Origin of the sequence: Mixta theicola (assembly GCF_002895925.1) — a bacterium.
GTDB classification, from domain to species: domain Bacteria; phylum Pseudomonadota; class Gammaproteobacteria; order Enterobacterales; family Enterobacteriaceae; genus Mixta; species Mixta theicola.
The window spans coordinates 17881-35159 of the sequence record NZ_NWUO01000023.1 but is presented as its reverse complement, the minus strand read 5'-3'; the positions used below and the strand labels follow the sequence as shown (position 1 = coordinate 35159).

At 55.7% G+C, this 17279-nt stretch carries 16 protein-coding genes and 1 pseudogene; 9 read left to right on the top strand and 8 right to left on the bottom strand.

Annotation, left to right across the window (positions count from 1 at the left end):
• From COO59_RS21530 to tal, 3 genes are all read right to left on the bottom strand, one after another.
• Window positions 1-149 (bottom strand): DUF3289 family protein (locus COO59_RS21530; protein ID WP_121494955.1); only part of this gene is annotated, 149 nt, incomplete at its 3' end.
• A gap of 361 nt (window positions 150-510) precedes the next feature.
• Entirely contained in the window at window positions 511-2511 is a 2001-nt protein-coding gene (tkt, locus tag COO59_RS19470; RefSeq protein WP_103061344.1) for a transketolase, read from the bottom strand.
• Between the two features lie 80 nt (window positions 2512-2591).
• Window positions 2592-3542, bottom strand: coding sequence for a transaldolase (gene tal / locus COO59_RS19465; protein ID WP_103061343.1), 951 nt, complete (start codon window positions 3540-3542; stop codon window positions 2592-2594).
• A 512-nt stretch (window positions 3543-4054) separates the two neighbouring features.
• Between tal and maeB the strand changes: the two genes are divergently transcribed.
• A complete protein-coding gene (gene maeB, locus COO59_RS19455) occupies window positions 4055-6334 on the top strand; it encodes an NADP-dependent oxaloacetate-decarboxylating malate dehydrogenase (protein WP_103061341.1) in 2280 nt (759 codons plus the stop codon).
• A gap of 325 nt (window positions 6335-6659) precedes the next feature.
• Here the strand turns inward: maeB and hemF are convergent, their stop codons facing one another.
• A complete protein-coding gene (hemF, locus tag COO59_RS19450; RefSeq protein WP_103061340.1) occupies window positions 6660-7574 on the bottom strand; it encodes an oxygen-dependent coproporphyrinogen oxidase in 915 nt (304 codons plus the stop codon).
• Window positions 7575-7639: 65 nt separating this feature from the next.
• Window positions 7640-8500 (bottom strand): N-acetylmuramoyl-L-alanine amidase AmiA, encoded by an 861-nt coding sequence (gene amiA, locus COO59_RS19445; protein ID WP_103061339.1) that lies wholly within the window; start codon window positions 8498-8500, stop codon window positions 7640-7642.
• A gap of 201 nt (window positions 8501-8701) precedes the next feature.
• On the opposite strand from amiA, the gene COO59_RS19440 reads away from it, so the two are divergent.
• The 3 genes from COO59_RS19440 to COO59_RS19430 all read left to right on the top strand — a co-directional run bounded on the left by COO59_RS19440 (window position 8702) and on the right by COO59_RS19430 (window position 10296).
• A complete protein-coding gene (locus COO59_RS19440) occupies window positions 8702-9127 on the top strand; it encodes a GNAT family acetyltransferase (protein ID WP_085070892.1) in 426 nt (141 codons plus the stop codon).
• A 42-nt stretch (window positions 9128-9169) separates the two neighbouring features.
• Window positions 9170-9622, top strand: coding sequence for a DUF2919 domain-containing protein (locus COO59_RS19435; RefSeq protein ID WP_103061345.1), 453 nt, complete (start codon window positions 9170-9172; stop codon window positions 9620-9622).
• A 65-nt stretch (window positions 9623-9687) separates the two neighbouring features.
• Complete coding sequence (locus COO59_RS19430) at window positions 9688-10296, top strand: RpoE-regulated lipoprotein (RefSeq protein ID WP_103061338.1); 609 nt, start codon at window positions 9688-9690, stop codon at window positions 10294-10296.
• On the opposite strand, the gene COO59_RS19425 is transcribed toward COO59_RS19430, so the two are convergent.
• The 3 genes from COO59_RS19425 to COO59_RS19415 form a co-directional block, all read right to left on the bottom strand.
• Window positions 10280-10588, bottom strand: coding sequence for a hypothetical protein (locus COO59_RS19425; RefSeq protein ID WP_103061337.1), 309 nt, complete (start codon window positions 10586-10588; stop codon window positions 10280-10282). The two genes, COO59_RS19430 and COO59_RS19425, sit on opposite strands and share 17 nt — an antisense overlap.
• 200 nt (window positions 10589-10788) lie before the next feature.
• Window positions 10789-11100, bottom strand: coding sequence for a contact-dependent growth inhibition system immunity protein (locus COO59_RS19420; RefSeq protein WP_103061336.1), 312 nt, complete (start codon window positions 11098-11100; stop codon window positions 10789-10791).
• On the bottom strand, window positions 11097-11915 hold the full coding sequence (locus tag COO59_RS19415; RefSeq protein ID WP_103061335.1) for an RNase A-like domain-containing protein: 819 nt from the start codon (window positions 11913-11915) through the stop codon (window positions 11097-11099). Before COO59_RS19415 ends, COO59_RS19420 begins: the two co-directional genes overlap by 4 nt.
• A 420-nt stretch (window positions 11916-12335) precedes the next feature.
• Between COO59_RS19415 and COO59_RS19410 the strand changes: the two genes are divergently transcribed.
• From COO59_RS19410 to cysA, 5 genes and pseudogenes are all read left to right on the top strand, one after another.
• The gene (locus COO59_RS19410; RefSeq protein ID WP_103061334.1) at window positions 12336-13232 is read left to right on the top strand and encodes a Dyp-type peroxidase; all 897 of its coding nucleotides are present in this window, start codon (window positions 12336-12338) and stop codon (window positions 13230-13232) included.
• Window positions 13233-13435: 203 nt separating this feature from the next.
• Entirely contained in the window at window positions 13436-14446 is a 1011-nt protein-coding gene (cysP, locus tag COO59_RS19405) for a thiosulfate ABC transporter substrate-binding protein CysP (protein WP_103061333.1), read from the top strand.
• Window positions 14446-15279, top strand: coding sequence for a sulfate/thiosulfate ABC transporter permease CysT (cysT, locus tag COO59_RS19400; protein WP_103061332.1), 834 nt, complete (start codon window positions 14446-14448; stop codon window positions 15277-15279). The genes cysP and cysT overlap by 1 nt, the downstream gene beginning before the upstream one ends.
• Window positions 15279-16154: a sulfate/thiosulfate ABC transporter permease CysW gene (gene cysW, locus COO59_RS19395; RefSeq protein ID WP_103061331.1), complete on the top strand. Its 876-nt coding sequence runs from the start codon at window positions 15279-15281 to the stop codon at window positions 16152-16154. Before cysT ends, cysW begins: the two co-directional genes overlap by 1 nt.
• Window positions 16144-17231, top strand: a pseudogene (gene cysA, locus COO59_RS19390) (sulfate/thiosulfate ABC transporter ATP-binding protein CysA). Before cysW ends, cysA begins: the two are co-directional and overlap by 11 nt.
• Window positions 17232-17279: the final 48 nt, after the last annotated feature.

Here is a 17279-nt window from a genome sequence, read left to right as displayed (position 1 = left end):
ACATCGCGCAGATGATACTGCTGGCGCAGCACCTCAGCGGAAAGATCGCCATACAGCATATCGGGCGCGCAGTAATCATCCATTGTATGCTGCGTGGCGAAAAGCAGGCAGGGCAGTTTTATAGGTGACGATAACAGGCTTTCGGCCATCGCTAAGTTCCTTTTAATCAATATCCTTAGCGGGCAGGGTAAGGCAGCCAGAAACCTGGAAGAAGTTAAAATAAATGAATTTGTGAGATATGCTGCGTTATTTTAACCGGCTGGAATTCAGAGGGGAATATTAATAGCGGAACAATTAACGCGTTATGATTAAATATTTAATTTATAAGTGCTGAGATATTTTATTAAGTGCGCCGGTTTATTAATGCCCCTACCGTACTGCAGAAAGATTATAATTATTAATTATGCGGGCATTAGCTTCGGCAAGGGATTCGTGCGGGCGGGATCGCGAAAAGAAATTGCACCGCTAAAAAAAGCACGCCCAGAGGCGTGCTTAGGGATGATTAACGGATTAATGCGGTTTCAACAGCGTTTCAGCATGGCTGACGATGTTTTCAACGGTAAAGCCGAACTCGGCAAACAGTTTATCTGCCGGGGCGGATTCACCGAAGGTGGTCATGCCAACAATCGCACCGTTCAGGCCGACATATTTATACCAGTAATCAGCGATGCCCGCTTCTACCGCCACGCGCGCGCTCACGGTGGAAGGCAGCACTGATTCACGGTAAGCGGCATCCTGCTTATCAAACAGGTCGGTTGACGGCATGGAAACCACGCGCACTTTATGTCCGGCACGCGTCAGTTTCTCGGCAGCGCCCAGCGTAATTTCCACTTCGGAACCGGTCGCGATCAGGATCACCTCTGGCGTCCCTTCGCTGTCGCGCAGGATATAGCCGCCACGGGAAATATCCGCCAGCTGCTGCGGCGTACGCTCCGGCTGCATCAGGTTCTGACGCGACAGAATCAACGCGGTAGGGCCGTTATGGCGCTCAATCGCATGTTTCCATGCCACGGCGGTTTCTACTTGATCGCAAGGGCGCCAGGTACTCATATTCGGCGTCAGGCGCAGGCTGGCCAGCTGTTCAACCGGCTGATGGGTTGGGCCATCTTCACCCAGGCCGATAGAGTCATGGGTATATACCATAATCTGTCGCGCCTTCATCAGCGCCGCCATGCGTGCTGCGTTACGCGCATATTCCACAAACATCAGGAACGTTGCGGTATAAGGCACAAAGCCGCCATGATGCGCGATGCCGTTAGCGATCGCCGTCATACCAAACTCGCGTACGCCATAGTGAATATAGTTACCGGCCGGATCGTCTTTGATCGATTTCGAACCTGACCAGATAGTCAGGTTACTGGGCGCCAGGTCTGCAGAGCCGCCAAGGAATTCCGGCAACAGTTTACCGTAGGTTTCCAGCGCATTTTGCGACGCTTTGCGGCTGGCGATTTTGTTCGCGTTAGCCTGCAGCTGCTCGATAAATTTCTGCGTTTCCTGCTGCCAGTTTTCCGGCATGCCGCCGGTCATACGGCGCGTATATTCCGCAGCCAGCTCCGGGAAGGCCGCTTTATAGGCCGCAAACTTCTCGTTCCAGGCTTTTTCATGCTGTTCGCCCGCCTGTTTGGCGTCCCACTGCTGATAAATATCCTGCGGGATTTCAAACGGCGCGTGGTTCCAGCCCAGCTGTTTACGCGTCAGCGCGATCTCTTCATCACCCAGCGGTGCGCCGTGCGCATCTTCTTTACCCGCTTTGTTCGGTGAACCGAAGCCGATAATGGTGCGGCAGATAATCAGTGACGGTTTATCGGTAACGCTCTGCGCTTCTTTGATGGCCGCCGCAACCGCATCAGGATCGTGACCGTCAATATCGCCGACGACGTGCCAGTTATAGGCCTCAAAGCGTTTCGCCGTATCATCGGTAAACCAGCCTTCGGTTTCACCATCGATAGAAATACCGTTGTGGTCATAGAAGCCGATCAGCTTGCCAAGGCCCAGCGTGCCCGCCAGTGAACAAACCTCATGGGAGATGCCTTCCATCAGGCAGCCGTCGCCCATAAATACGTAAGTATGGTGATCGACGATGTCATGATTCGGACGGTTAAACTGCGCTGCCAGCGTATGCTCGGCAATCGCCAGACCCACGGCGTTAGCCAGCCCCTGGCCCAGCGGCCCGGTAGTGGTTTCCACGCCCGGCGTATAACCGATTTCCGGGTGGCCTGGGGTTTTAGAATGCAGCTGACGAAAGTTTTTCAATTCCTCAATCGGCAGATCGTAGCCGGTCAAATGCAGCAAGCTATACAGCAGCATAGAACCGTGGCCGTTAGAGAGAATAAAACGGTCGCGGTCAGCCCATGCGGGGTTGGTCGGATTATGTTTCAAAAAATCGCGCCACAGCACTTCGGCAATATCCGCCATGCCCATCGGCGCGCCCGGATGGCCTGATTTCGCTTTTTGTACCGCGTCCATGCTTAGCGCACGAATCGCATTCGCCAGTTCTCTACGTGAGGACATGTTTTTCTCCCTTAAAGGAAATGTAGAGGGGATGAAAACGGGGCGAAAATTCGCCCCTGAAGCAAAAGGTTATGCGGCGGTTACAGCCGCGCGGCCAGCGTCTCTTCCAGCTTAATCTGGTCAGCGGCAAACTGACGGATACCTTCAGACAGTTTTTCCACCGCCATCGGATCCTGGTTATGTTCCCAACGGAACTCTGCTTCAGTGAGCGGCGACGGCTCGTGGAAGCCCTGCGTTGACGGCGTCAGCTTGCGTTCTACCGGCGCATCGCTGGACTGCAGTTCCTGCAGCAGGTTAGGGGAGAGGGTCAGGCGATCGCAGCCCGCCAGCGCCAAAATCTGCTCGGTTTTACGGAAGCTCGCGCCCATGATGATGGTTTTATAGCGGTGCGATTTATAGTACTCATAAATCGCACGTACCGATTTCACGCCCGGATCTTCATCCACATGGTAAGGATCCAGCGGCTTACGGCTGTTGTACCAGTCATAAATACGGCCCACGAACGGTGAAATCAGGAAAACGCCCGCTTCGGCACAGGCGCGCGCCTGGGCAAAAGAGAACAGCAGCGTCAGGTTACAGTTGATGCCGTTTTTCTCCAGCTCTTCCGCCGCGCGGATGCCTTCCCAGGTAGAGGCCAGTTTAATCAGAATGCGCGAGCGGTCGATGCCGTGATCTTCATACATTCTGACCAGTTTTTCCGCTTTGGTTACGCACATGCCACGATCGAAGGAGAGGCGCGCATCCACTTCGGTCGAAACACGGCCCGGCACGCTTTTCAAAATCTCCATGCCGAGGTTCACAGCAACTTTATCGCTGGCGTTAATAATCTGAGTTTCTTTGCTGCCGCCCTGTTTTTTCGCGTAATCAATCGCGTCATCAATCAGATGTTTATAGGATTCGAGGCCGGCGGCTTTCAGGATCAGAGACGGGTTGGTGGTGGCGTCTTCAGGGTGATAATTACGAATGGATTCAATATCGCCGCTGTCCGCCACAACGGTAGTGAATTGTTTCAGTGCATCTAGCTGATTCATCTCTTAGCTCCTTGATAACCGAAGGGTAGTGCAAATTTAAACGTGGCTTTCAGGCGTTGCCTGATAAACCCGGTCCTTTATAACAGACGAACCACATTGCACCAGCCGCTCTCCTGTGGAAATGCGTTTTCTCTGATTGTTGCAATGGGCTCATTCAATAGCGAGAGCCGCGCCAGCCGTGATGCGGCCTGACGGTGCTCTTAAGACCATGTCGATGCCTTAACTCCTCAGGCAGAATGCCACGCGGATAAGACATGAACTTGATAAACCGTGCCTGTTGCGCCCGCTGCGGCACCGCCAGCGAATGCTTTACTGCCCAGGCTGAAACAGCGTGCAGGCCACTAAAAAGCATAGCAGAAGTAAAAAATATCGCGCCTGTGCTCCGGCAACGCCGGCTCGCGGTCAGACGGAGATGGCAATTCTTTGGTCCATCTCAAGTTTTTTCGCCGCGGCGCGCTCCTATACTGCTCAGCTGATGTTTTATTACGCGTTATCAACCGAAGGAACCGATGATGGACGATCAACTCAAGCAGAGCGCGCTCGATTTTCACCAGTATCCGCAGCCAGGAAAAATACAGGTTTCTCCCACCAAGCCGCTGGCAACGCAGCGCGATCTGGCGCTGGCCTATTCACCGGGCGTGGCCGCGCCCTGTCTGGAAATCGCTAACGATCCGCTGGCCGCGCATAAATATACCGCGCGCGGCAATCTGGTAGCGGTGATCTCCAACGGCACCGCGGTGCTGGGGCTGGGCAATATCGGCGCGCTGGCGGGTAAGCCCGTTATGGAAGGCAAAGGCGTACTGTTTAAGAAGTTCGCCGGCATTGACGTTTTTGATATTGAAGTCGATGAGCAGGATCCCGATCGGCTGATTAACGTTATCGCCGCGCTTGAGCCGACTTTCGGCGGTATTAACCTGGAGGATATTAAGGCGCCGGAGTGCTTTTATATTGAGAAAGCGCTGCGCGAGCGCATGAAAATACCGGTGTTTCATGACGATCAGCACGGTACGGCGATTATCTGTACCGCTGCGGTGCTGAACGGGCTGCGCATCGTGAAGAAAAATATCTCTGACGTGCGGCTGGTGGTTTCCGGCGCCGGGGCCTCCGCCATCGCCTGTATGAATTTGCTGGTGGAGCTGGGCCTGCAGCGGCGCAATATCATCGTCTGCGATTCGAAAGGCGTTATCTGGCAGGGGCGCGAAGAGAATATGGCGGAAACCAAAGCGGCCTACGCCATTGCCGATAACGGGATGCGTCGGCTGGCTGAGGCGATTGTGGATGCCGATATATTCCTTGGCTGTTCCGGACCGAAGGTGCTGACGCCAGAGATGGTGCAGGGAATGGCGCCCAGTCCGCTGATTCTGGCGCTGGCCAACCCGGAGCCGGAAATTCTGCCGCCGCTGGCGAAAGCGGTACGCCCGGATGCGATTATCTGTACCGGCCGCTCCGATTATCCTAATCAGGTGAATAATGTCCTGTGCTTCCCGTTTATTTTTCGCGGCGCGCTGGACGTGGGCGCGACGGCGATCAATGAAGCGATGAAGCTGGCGGCGGTCCATGCCATTGCCGAGCTGGCGCTGGCGGAGCAGAGCGAGGTGGTGGCCTCCGCCTATGGCGATGAGGAATTGTCGTTCGGCCCCGACTATCTGATCCCCAAACCTTTTGATCCCCGCCTTATCGTGCAGATTGCGCCTGCGGTGGCGAAAGCGGCGATGGAATCGGGCGTGGCGACCCGGCCCATCAGCGATTTCGATGCCTATCGCGAGAAGCTGACCGAATTTGTTTATAAAACCAATCTGTTTATGAAACCGGTGTTTGCCCAGGCGCGTAAAGATCCGAAGCGGGTGGTGCTGGCGGAAGGCGAAGAGGCGCGCGTGCTGCATGCCACACAGGAATTGGTCTCGCTGGGGCTGGCAAAGCCGATTTTAATCGGCCGGCCCAACGTTATCGAGATGCGCCTGCAAAAGCTCGGTTTGAAAATCGAGGCGGGTAAAGATTTTGAAGTGGTGAACAATGAATCCGATCCGCGCTTTAAGGCGTACTGGAGCGAATACTATCAGATGATGAAGCGGCGCGGCGTGTCGCCTGAGCAGGCGCAGCGCGCGGTGATCGGCAATCCCACGCTGATCGGGGCGATTATGGTGCATCGCGGCGAAGCGGACGCCCTGATCTGCGGCACCATCGGTGATTATCAGGAGCATTATGCGATCGTTGAGCGGGTATTTGGTTTTCGGCCCGGCATTAACGTGGCGGGCGCAATGAATGCGCTGCTGTTGCCCAGCGGCAACACCTTTATTGCCGATACCTACGTTAATGAAGATCCCACGCCGGAGCAGCTGGCGGAGCTAACGATCATGGCGGCGGAAACGGTGCGGCGCTTTGGCATTGAGCCTAAAGTGGCGCTGCTGTCGCATTCCAGCTTTGGCACCTCTGACGCACCGGCGGCGCGTAAAATGCGCGCAACGCTGGCGCTGGTTAACGCCTGGGCGCCGGAGCTGGAAATCGATGGCGAAATGCACGGCGACGCCGCGCTGGTGGAGAGTATACGCCAGGATTTGATGCCCGACAGCCCGTTAAAAGGCTCGGCCAATGTGCTGATTATGCCGAACGTCGAGGCGGCGCGTATCAGCTATAACCTGCTGCGCGTTTCCAGTTCGGAAGGGGTGACCGTCGGGCCGGTGCTGATGGGTATCGCTAAGCCGGCTCATGTGCTGACGCCCATCTCATCGGTGCGGCGCATTGTGAATATGGTGGCGCTGGCGGTGGTGGAGTCGCAGACGCAGCCGCTATAGCAGCAGGCCGCTAACAATATGCCTGTGCGAGTGGTCGCTTTACAGACAACGCCTGAGCCAAAGCGCGGAGAGTCCAGGCAGAGCTGCAAGTGCTCACTTTGCAGGCCGCTAACATATGCCTGTGCGAGTGGTCGCTTTACAGACAACGCCTGAGCTAAAGCGTGGGGAGTCCAGGCAGAAGAGTAAAGCGTCCCGCGCCATGGACGGCGCGGGCCGAGCTGTCAGGGATGACGTTTTTTGTGTCTTTACGATCGGCCTGGACTCCCCGTGCAGGCATGGTGCTATCAGACCTGTTAAACCTGCAGGCACAGTGCTATCAGACCTGTTAATCCCGCAGCCACGCTTTTACCGGCAGGAAATCGCTGTACAGCGCCGCTTCCGGCGAGCCAGGCTGCGGCTGATAATCATATTCCCAGCGTACCAGCGGCGGCATCGACATCAAAATCGATTCGGTGCGACCCCCGGTTTGCAGACCGAACAGCGTGCCGCGATCCCAAACCAGATTAAATTCCACATAGCGCCCGCGGCGATAAAGCTGGAACTGACGCTCACGCTCGCCCCACGGCGTGCCTTTGCGGCGCTGCACAACAGGCAAATAGCCGTCAAGAAAGCCCTGGCCCACGGCACGGGTAAAGGCGAAACTGCGCTCAAAATCGGGAGCGTTCAGATCGTCGAAAAACAGCCCGCCAATGCCGCGCTGCTCATCGCGATGCTTCAGATAGAAATAGTCATCACACCATTTTTTATAACGGGCGTAGACATCCTCACCAAACGGCTGACACAGATCGAAGGCGGTTTGATGCCAGTGAACGGCATCCTCTTCAAAGCCGTAAAACGGCGTTAAATCAAAGCCGCCGCCAAACCACCAGACCGGCTCGGCGTCCGGTTTTTCCGCGATAAAAAAGCGCACGTTGGCGTGGCTGGTCGGGATATAGGGGTTTTCCGGATGGATCACCAGCGAAACACCCAGCGCCTCAAAACTGCGTCCAGCCAGTTCCGGACGATGCGCGGTAGCGGAGGCGGGCATCTTATCGCCATGCACATGGGAGAAATTTACCCCCGCCTGCTCAAACACCGCGCCCTGACGCAGCACGCGACTACGACCGCCGCCGCCGCCGCTGCGCGTCCAGCTATCCTCCTGAAACTGTGCGCCGCCGTCTGCCAGTTCCAGCTGCTGACAGATCTCATCCTGTAACGTCAGCAAAAAAGCTTTTACCTGTTCAATATTGGGAGCATTCATATTCGCTTCACTATGTAATAAAAAAGGCCATCGTCTGGCCTTTTGCTTCAGTGTGAAGATTATACCTAACCCGGCCGCTGATTGCGGCGGTCAAATTCGGCAAAAAAGCTAACGATGCCGTCAGCAATGGCGCTGGCGATCTTTTGTCGAAAAGCGGTGGTGCCCAGCAGACGTTCTTCTGCCGGATTGGTAATAAAAGAGGTCTCTACCAGCACCGAAGGAATCGACGGGGATTTCAGCACGGCAAAAGCGGCCTGCTCAGTATGCTGACTGTGCAGATGATGCACCGGGCGAATCTGCTTAAGAATATGGCTGCCAAGCGTCAGGCTGTTTTTAATGGTATCCGTCTGGACCAGATCAAACAGCACCTGCTGCAGATAAGGATTATCGCTTTGTACCTTAACGCCGCCCACTTTATCCGCCGCATTCTCTTTTTCCGACAGATAGCGCGCCATCGCGCTGCTGGCGCCGCGGTTCGACAGGGCAAACACCGAAGCGCCGTTGGCGGTTGGGCTGGTAAAGCCGTCGGCGTGAATCGACATAAACAGATCGGCCCCATGCTGATGGGCGATCTCTACCCGCTCGGCCAGCGGAATGAAATGGTCGCTGTCGCGCGTCAGACGCACCTCAATATGATGGTGCTGGCTTAGCTGCTGGCGTACGTTGTGCGCAATCTCCAGCACAATATGTTTTTCTTCGCTGCCTTCCTGTCCCACCGCGCCGGAATCAACGCCGCCATGACCGGGATCGAGCATAACGATTTTTTTGCCACCGGCCGGCCGCGATGATTTTTCCGCAGGGCGTGATGCAACCGGCGGCGCGGCCTGTTCGCTTTTCGCCAGCGCCCGCACAGAGGGCAGCAGCGCCACGGCGGCCCCGGAAAGCAGCAGCTGGCGGCGGGTCGTTAACGGGGAAAATTTTTTCATGGCGGCGTCCAACGTTAAAATAACGTTATAACATGACGGGGCAGGGGCTTCGACAGGCAAGCTGTTTCAGCCTTTTACTATTTATTTCAGGCAAATAAGCAGCAGCCGTGAAATTTTTTCCCGCCTGATGCGCCGCGAGGGTTGCGCCAGGGAAAGAATGCGTGATAATCAGCGAATTGTAAGTAACCCTGAGAAAATTTCATGGAAATTCGCGCATTCCGCCAGGAAGACTTTGAAGAAGTCATTACGCTTTGGGAACGTTGCGATCTGCTGCGCCCCTGGAACGATCCGGAAATGGATATTGAGCGTAAGCTAAATCACGATCCCGATCTCTTTTTGGTCGCGGTGGTCGGCGGTGAAATCGTTGGCACCTTAATGGGCGGCTACGATGGCCATCGCGGCTCGGTCTATTACCTTGGCGTCCATCCTGATTATCGCGGGCGCGGCTTTGCCAATGCGCTGCTTAACCGGCTGGAGAAAAAGCTGATTGCGCGCGGCTGCCCGAAAATCAATCTGATCGTGCGCGAAGAAAACGACGCGGTAATTGGCTTTTATGAAAAGCTCGATTATGAAATGCAGGATGCTGTCTGCCTGGGCAAGCGGCTGATTGAAGATCGTGAGTATTAACATTGCCGGGCCGCGTCGTCGCGGCTGTAAACCTTTCGTATGATGCTTTTCACTCCTGATGACTACGACAGCAAAGGCCAGCTGCGTCTGCCGCTGACGTTTTGGCTTATTCTGCTGCTGCAGGCGCGTACCTGGGTGCTGTTTATTATGGCCGGCGCGTCGCGCCAGCAGGGCGCCGAATTGCTGGAACTCTTTTATCCTGACAGAAATATCTTCTGGATGGGAATGGCGCTGGGGATCCCCGCCGCCGCCGGGCTGCTGCTTACCGGTTATCGGCAGCGCTGGCCCGCGCTCTGGCAGGCCTGGCGCTGGGTACTGTGCGCTACGTTACTGCTGAGCCTGCTGCTGATGCTGTGGCAAAGCGAGCAGGAGGGCGATATTTCTTCGTTCGCGCTATGGCTGCCCGCGCTGTTTGATCTGATAGCGCTGCTCTGGCTACTGCTTAGCCGCCGCCTGAAAGCCTGCTTTAATGCGCAGCTCAGTCAGGCGGAATAAAACTTTTTGCGCTTACGCAACTCCAACCACACAGGAAAACGTTGCCTAATCACACAGGAGCTGCAATGAAATCACTACGTCCGGCATTGATCGTCGCTACTTTATTACTGGCGGGCTGCGCCAGCCACGGCTCGAACAGCAGTGAATCAGGCTGGTGGAATCCGCTTGACTGGTCATGGTCCACGCTGTGGCCCGGCAACTGGTTTGGCTCTTCCCTGACGGTTACCGACCAGGGCGTTGGCGCGATTAATGGCGGTACGCCGCTGCAGGAAAGCGCCCTTAACGCCGGGCTGAACGGCGATTATCGGCTGCGGCAGGGCATGCGCAGCGAACAGGGCGGCGTGGTCAGTTTCTGGCAGGCGCTGACCGAAAATGAGGTAAAGCTGACGTTTAGCGGCAAAGAGACCGTGAGCCGCATTGAAGTAACGGATCGGGACATTGCCAGCGCCGACGGTACCCGCATTGGCGATGCGTTCAGCGAACGTTATCAAAAAGCCTTTGGTCATTGTCAGGCCGCCAGCGGTGAAGCCGCTTCCGCAGTGCTGTGCCAGGCGCCCGACAGCGAGCATATCAGCTATCTGTATCAGGGAAAATGGGCCGGTCCGCAGGGCCTGATCCCGCCGGACGATGTGCTGAAAAGCTGGCAGGTCAGCAAAATTATCTGGCAGCGCTGAGTAAAAATATCAACGGCGGATTCAAAGCAATCGGCTGCCCCCGGTCATTAAATGCCGGCAGTTGTTTAGCGCGTTCAATTAAAACAGTCGCATTTCGCACCGGGGGGTTAAATGCCACCGATCCGCCGCGTGGATTGCCGATACCGGTTACGCTATATCCCGTATCGATCACGGTATTATCAATGCTGACCTGTAGATCGCTGGCGTTGATGACATAGAACGCAAATGCAAAAACGGTTGTCTGTCCGTTCGCTGTATGGCTGATATAGGGCGTCTGGTTTGATACTGACATCGTGCAAATCCCGCTTAATAATCAACATCAACTTCATGGTCGCCATCGCTTAGCTGCCAATTCGTGCGCGCTGTTTTGACAGGTTTTCAGTGATAACGGATAAGGTGCCTCTAAAACGCGCGCACGCGCGAGGATAAACGTAGCGAACTTATAAGAAAGCCCGCTTTCGCAGGCTTAAAAAATTTTCCGATGGCCGTAAATTACAGTAACGTCAGTACCCGCTGCAGGAAGCTGCGCCACGTTTCGCCCCAGGCTTTCAGGTTGCATCGATTTTCTGCCAGCAGCGCCATGCGGGATTCAAGCTCGCTGTCATCTTCCGTTTGCAGCATCTCTGTAATTTCATTTTTCAGGCAAAGCGCTTCAGCCTTCCCGTTGTAGTCGCAATAGCTTTCCACTATCTCTTCAATCGTTTCACCGAACGCGTCGCAATCATGATTAGAAAAAAAAACACGGATCATAACGCCCAGTGAGGAAAATTTACGGCGTAGCCGCCAGTTACGGAATCTGTTCATAGGAGTTCAGGATACGCGGTTAAAATAAAATAAGGTTTATCCCGGAATTGCTGCCGTTTTAGTACGATACGAACGTGACTGACAGTCCACCGGCTTTGGCTCCCCTGTCGGAACCCATAGCCTACTTTCGTGCCGGCGTTCCAGGTAAATTCCAGCGCTTTCTCGCCGAGTGCAGTATTCGCCCAGTGAATAATTTTAAGCCGGTTGGCACGCAACCCGGCGCTGATATATCGCTCTGCCTGTTGCACACTGGAGAATGACGTTGCGGCATCGAGACCTGGACTTTGCGCCAGGCGCGCCAGCAGTTCTTCATCGGTTTTTGCAATATGCTTTTTAAGCGTATGCCCGCCGATTTTCCTTATCCCCTCATGCTCCGCCAGCTTCAGCGTGCCCGCCCGGACATATTTTATCCGCGATATGCCCCATGCTACGCCAGCTGCCGAGGGAACGGCTACATCAACGGTCAGCCCGATTTTCCACGCGGTATCTTCACTGGCGCCGAATTGCCTGGCGAGCGCGGCGGCGGTTCGAAACGTCGCCGTACGCGTGTCCTGACCGGTCAGGACTCTGTTGGCAGCAGCGTGAATACTGTCCAGACTGTGTGCGCCGGTGGCGACACAGGCCGCTTTGGTCAGCATGGTGGGTTCGGGTGCCAGGCATAAGGCGGTAGCGCCCATCAGCTCTACCGTCCCCAGGACTAATTCCAGTCCGCCCAGCAGGCGATTGCTGAGCATTTCCGCTTCAGTAATGGTGTGGTGGGATAAAACGGCGGCGAGCTGTACCGGCGAAACGGCAAAGTGTAACCCTGTATCCATAATAACGTTCCTTGTTAACTAAACTTCGGCTTCAAATACAGCCTGGCGTTTATAAAACAATCAACCAATTATCCCCTGCCACGCCCTCTGTAAACAAAACGCCGGGATGTGATATTAATGGGCATCGCGCTGCTGATGTGTGACGTGCTGCCAGAATTCAATCAGCGCCTCGCCTTTGCTATGTCCGGGTTTAGCAAAGGCACGCCCGCCGATGACGGCTGATTTCGATACCTTACAAAATATTTTACAGAATCAGGTGGTTACAGGGACAGAGGCAGGCACGCAAAATGCACTTAAATGGATTTAAAGGAATATTGTTTTTAAAATCAACAAGTGAAAATAGATTCAGCTATGGATCAAAAAACCGCCGTCGCTTTCCGGTATGATAATGGCCCTGTTTCACTCCTGGAGTAACATCGCATGTCTTCGCATCAGAGCGGCATTTTGCCCGAACATAGCCGTTTTGCCATCTGGCTGGAAGCCGTGGTTCAGGGCGACCTGAATACGATTCGCCAGGGCGTTAAAGCCTTTCATCAGCAGTTAACCCAGCTGCAGGCGCATTATCCCGATGCGGCGCTGGGCGCAACCATCGCCTTTGGCCATGCGCTCTGGCGCGATCTGCAACCCGGCGACAGCGCGCCGGAGCTAAAAGATTTTCAGCCGCTGGGCAAAGAGATGGCGCCCGCGACCCAACGCGATCTGCTGATTCATATTCAATCCCTGCGTCACGACGTTAACTTTACTCTGGCCCAGGCGGCGCTGGCGGCTTTTGGCCCGGCGCTGCGTATTGATGAAGAAACGCACGGTTTCCGCTGGACGGAAGATCGCGATCTTTCCGGCTTCGTTGATGGCACAGAAAATCCGCAGGGAGACAAGCGTCAGCAGGTGGCGATTATCGCCAACGGGACTGACGCCGGTGGCAGCTATGTCTTTACCCAACGCTGGGAACATAATTTATCGCAGCTGCAGCGCCTGCCGATTGCGAAGCAGGAGCAGATAATCGGGCGTACTAAGCTGAGTAATGAAGAGCTGGCAGACGATGCGCGTCCCGCAACGTCGCACGTAAGCCGTGTCGATCTGAAAGAAAACGGGCAGGGCTTAAAAATTCTGCGTCAGAGCCTGCCTTACGGCACCGCCAGCGGCACTAACGGCCTCTATTTTATCGCCTATTGCGCCACGCTGTATAATATTGAACAGCAGCTATTAAGTATGTTTGGCGAGCGTGACGGCAAATATGACGCCATGCTGCGCTTTACGAAGCCGGTCAGCGGCGCATGGTGGTTTGCCCCTTCTATTGAAACGCTGCTGGCGCTGTAAGCCATGGGCGGTATCGCCCGGTTTACTGCGCCTTACGGTCGCTTTTCGGCTTTGCCATTTTGTCGCTGAGCTTTGCCGCGCGCTTATGCTTTTTTCTACTTTTAAAGCAGCAAAAGATATATAAAACCGTTACAGCTTTGCCCTGAGTTATAAATACACTGAGCGTACGGTGATGTGAGCCGGATCAATACTCAGGGTGTGAAATGACCTTTCCCGTAGCGAAAAAGTTTCTTGGCGGCGCGGCGCTCTCTTTGCTGTTGGCCGCGAGTGCGCAGGCAACTGAGCTGTTAAACAGCTCCTATGATGTGTCACGTGAACTCTTTACGGCGCTGAACGCTCCTTTTATCCAGCAGTGGGATGAGAAGCACCCGAACGATAAGCTCACCATTCGCCAGTCGCATGCCGGATCGTCAAAACAGGCGCTGGCGATCCTTCAGGGTCTGAAGGCGGATGTGGTCACCTACAACCAGGTCACCGATGTACAAATCCTGCACGACCGCGGTCGTCTGCTGCCTGCCGACTGGCAATCGCGTCTGCCAAACCATAGCTCACCGTTTTATTCCACCATGGCGTTTCTGGTGCGCAAAGGCAATCCCAAGCAAATCCATGACTGGAACGATCTGATCCGCAGCGACGTTAAGCTGGTTTTCCCCAATCCAAAAACCTCCGGCAACGGGCGCTATACCTGGCTGGCGGCCTGGGGCGCGGCGGATAAAGCGAACAACGGCGATCGCGCCAAAACCACGCAGTTTATGACCCAGCTGCTGAAAAATGTCGAAGTAATGGATACCGGCGGACGCGGCGCGACGACCACTTTCGTCGAGCGCGGACTGGGCGACGTGCTGATCAGCTTTGAATCTGAAGTGAACAATATTCGTAACCAGTATGCGAAAGAAGGTTACGAAGTAGTGGTGCCGAAAAGCGATATACTCGCCGAGTTCCCGGTCGCCTGGCTGGATAAAAACGTGGCGCAAAAGCATAACGACGCGGCGGCGAAAGCCTATCTCAATTATCTCTATACGCCAGCGGCGCAGCAGATCATGACAAAATTCTATTATCGGGTGAATAACCCACAGCTGATGCAGCAGGCGAACTTCCCGCAGACCGAACTGTTCCGCGTGGAAGATCGTTTCGGCAGCTGGGAAAACATTATGAAAACCCATTTCGCCAGCGGTGGCGAGCTGGATAAGCTGTTAGCGGCGGGGCATGGTTAATGTTTGTAGCAAGCAGTAAACGCGTACTTCCCGGCTTTGGCATCAGCCTCGGCAGCAGCCTGTTTTTCACCTGTCTGATCCTGCTGTTGCCGATGAGCGCCTTAATGATGCAGCTGGCGCAGATGTCGCTGACGCAGTACTGGGAAGTGATCACTAATCCGCAGGTCGTCGCGGCCTATAAGGTTACTCTGCTGTCGGCGGCGGTGGCCTCGCTGTTTAATGCTCTCTTCGGCATGCTGATGGCCTGGATCCTGACGCGCTATCGCTTTCCCGGCCGCAGCCTGCTGGATGGGCTGATGGATCTGCCTTTTGCGCTGCCGACGGCGGTTGCCGGGCTGACGCTGGCCGGACTGTTTTCCGTTAACGGCTGGTATGGTCAGTGGCTGGCGCAGGTTGATATTAAAGTTTCCTATACCTGGCTGGGGATTGCCGTGGCGATGGCCTTCACCAGTATTCCCTTTGTGGTGCGCACCGTTCAGCCGGTGCTGGAAGAGCTGGGACCGGAATATGAAGAGGCGGCGCAAACCCTGGGCGCGACGCCCTGGCAAAGTTTCCGGCGCGTGGTGCTGCCGGAAGTCGCTCCGGCGCTGCTGGCGGGAACGGCACTCTCTTTTACCCGCAGCCTTGGCGAGTTTGGCGCGATTATTTTTATCGCCGGCAATATCGCCTGGAAGACCGAAGTCACCTCGCTGATGATCTTTATCCGTCTGCAGGAGTTCGATTATCCGGCAGCCAGCGCTATCGCTTCAGTCATTCTGGCCGCCTCGTTGCTGCTGCTGTTCGCGATTAATACCTTACAAAGCCGCTTTGGCCGTCGTCTGGGAGGTCACTAATGGCCGATGTAACCCAACTGAACGGCGTTGAACGCCAGCGTATTAACTGGAGCAAATGGCTGCTGATTGCTGTCGGCGTGCTGGTCTCCTTTCTGCTGCTGGTGGTGCCGTTGATCGCTATTTTTACCGAGGCGCTGGCGCAGGGTCTGGGCGCGGCGCTGAGCAATCTGAGCGACGGCGATATGCTGCATGCTATCTGGCTGACGGTGCTGGTGGCGTTGATTACCGTACCGGTTAACCTGGTTTTCGGTACGTTGCTTGCCTGGCTGGTCACGCGTTTTACCTTCCCTGGCCGGCAGCTGCTGCTGACGCTGTTCGATATTCCTTTTGCGGTATCGCCGGTGGTTGCCGGTCTGATTTATCTGCTGTTCTGGGGGGTAAACGGTCCGGCGGGCGGCTGGCTGGACGCGCACCATATCCAGCTGATGTTTTCCTGGCCGGGCATCGTAATGGCCACGGTTTTTGTGACCTGTCCGTTTGTGGTGCGTGAGCTGGTGCCGGTGATGCTTAGCCAGGGCAGCCAGGAAGATGAGGCCGCGGTGCTGCTGGGCGCTTCGGGCTGGCAGATGTTTCGCCGCGTTACGTTGCCCAATATCCGTTGGGCGCTGCTGTATGGCGTGGTGCTGACGAACGCCCGCGCGATCGGTGAATTTGGTGCGGTCTCGGTGGTTTCGGGATCGATTCGCGGCGAGACCTATACCTTGCCGCTGCAGGTTGAGTTACTGCATCAGGATTACAACAGCGTGGGCGCGTTTACCGCCGCCGCGCTGCTGACTCTGATGGCGATAGTGACGCTGTTTCTGAAAAGCGCGCTGCAATGGCGATTAGAGAACCAGCAGAAGCGTTTACAGCAGGAGGAAAATCATGAGCATTGAGATTAAGCAGATTAATAAATCGTTTGGCCGTACGCGAGTGCTTAACGACATCTCGCTGGATATTCCTTCTGGTCAGATGGTGGCGCTGCTTGGGCCGTCCGGCTCCGGGAAAACCACGCTGCTGAGAATTATCGCCGGACTGGAACATCAAAACAGCGGGCAGATCCGCTTTCATGGTAAAGACGTCAGTCGTGTACATGCGCGCGATCGTCAGGTCGGCTTTGTTTTCCAGCACTATGCGCTGTTCCGTCATATGACCGTATTTGACAACATCGCTTTTGGCCTGACGGTGTTGCCTAAGCGCGAGCGCCCTTCAGCGGCGGCGATCAAGCAAAAAGTGACGCAGCTGCTGGAAATGGTACAGCTGGGGCATCTGGCAAACCGCTATCCGGCCCAGCTTTCCGGCGGTCAGAAACAGCGCGTGGCGCTGGCGCGTGCGCTGGCGGTAGAGCCGCAAATTCTGCTGCTGGATGAGCCTTTCGGCGCGCTGGATGCGCAGGTGCGTAAAGAGCTGCGTCGCTGGCTGCGCCAGCTGCACGAAGAGCTGAAATTTACCAGCGTGTTTGTGACCCACGATCAGGAAGAGGCGATGGAAGTTGCCGATCGGTGGTGGTGATGAGCCAGGGCAATATTGAACAGGTCGGCACGCCGGATGACGTATGGCGCGAACCGGCCAGCCGTTTTGTGCTGGAGTTCCTTGGCGAAGTGAATCGCTTTGATGCTGAAGTTCATGGCTCTCAGTTCCACGTTGGCGCGCATCGCTGGCCGCTGGGCTATACGCCAGCACATCAGGGCGCGGTTGAACTCTTCTTGCGTCCCTGGGAGATTGACGCGGCTCGGCAAAGTAGCCTGGAAACGCCTTTGCCGGTGCAGGTGCTGGAAGTCAGCCCGCGCGGACACTTCTGGCAACTGCTGGTGCAACCCGCAGGCTGGCAGACGGAACCGTTCAGCCTGGTGTTTGATGGCGAGCAGGTCGCCCCGCAGCGCGGCGAGCGCCTCTATGTTGGCCTGCAGCAGGCGCGTCTCTATCAGGGCAATACGCCGCTGCGCGCGGTTGCCTTTGCCGCAAGCGCCTGATATTTTCTAACGTCTTATATTCTGTTTGGGCGGGATTTTCCCGCCCTG

What these genes read in the sequence shown, in the direction of transcription:
- tal (WP_103061343.1), bottom strand. Translation starts at nt 3,542, where the DNA reads ATGAATCAGCTAGATGCACTGAAACAATTCACTACCGTTGTGGCGGAC.
- amiA (WP_103061339.1), bottom strand. Translation starts at nt 8,500, where the DNA reads ATGAAAAAATTTTCCCCGTTAACGACCCGCCGCCAGCTGCTGCTTTCC.
- COO59_RS19435 (WP_103061345.1), top strand. Translation starts at nt 9,170, where the DNA reads ATGCTTTTCACTCCTGATGACTACGACAGCAAAGGCCAGCTGCGTCTG.
- tkt (WP_103061344.1), bottom strand. Translation starts at nt 2,511, where the DNA reads ATGTCCTCACGTAGAGAACTGGCGAATGCGATTCGTGCGCTAAGCATG.
- cysT (WP_103061332.1), top strand. Translation starts at nt 14,446, where the DNA reads ATGTTTGTAGCAAGCAGTAAACGCGTACTTCCCGGCTTTGGCATCAGC.
- COO59_RS19440 (WP_085070892.1), top strand. Translation starts at nt 8,702, where the DNA reads ATGGAAATTCGCGCATTCCGCCAGGAAGACTTTGAAGAAGTCATTACG.
- COO59_RS19410 (WP_103061334.1), top strand. Translation starts at nt 12,336, where the DNA reads ATGTCTTCGCATCAGAGCGGCATTTTGCCCGAACATAGCCGTTTTGCC.
- COO59_RS19425 (WP_103061337.1), bottom strand. Translation starts at nt 10,588, where the DNA reads ATGTCAGTATCAAACCAGACGCCCTATATCAGCCATACAGCGAACGGA.
- COO59_RS19430 (WP_103061338.1), top strand. Translation starts at nt 9,688, where the DNA reads ATGAAATCACTACGTCCGGCATTGATCGTCGCTACTTTATTACTGGCG.
- cysP (WP_103061333.1), top strand. Translation starts at nt 13,436, where the DNA reads ATGACCTTTCCCGTAGCGAAAAAGTTTCTTGGCGGCGCGGCGCTCTCT.
- COO59_RS19420 (WP_103061336.1), bottom strand. Translation starts at nt 11,100, where the DNA reads ATGAACAGATTCCGTAACTGGCGGCTACGCCGTAAATTTTCCTCACTG.
- hemF (WP_103061340.1), bottom strand. Translation starts at nt 7,574, where the DNA reads ATGAATGCTCCCAATATTGAACAGGTAAAAGCTTTTTTGCTGACGTTA.
- COO59_RS19415 (WP_103061335.1), bottom strand. Translation starts at nt 11,915, where the DNA reads ATGGATACAGGGTTACACTTTGCCGTTTCGCCGGTACAGCTCGCCGCC.
- cysW (WP_103061331.1), top strand. Translation starts at nt 15,279, where the DNA reads ATGGCCGATGTAACCCAACTGAACGGCGTTGAACGCCAGCGTATTAAC.
- maeB (WP_103061341.1), top strand. Translation starts at nt 4,055, where the DNA reads ATGGACGATCAACTCAAGCAGAGCGCGCTCGATTTTCACCAGTATCCG.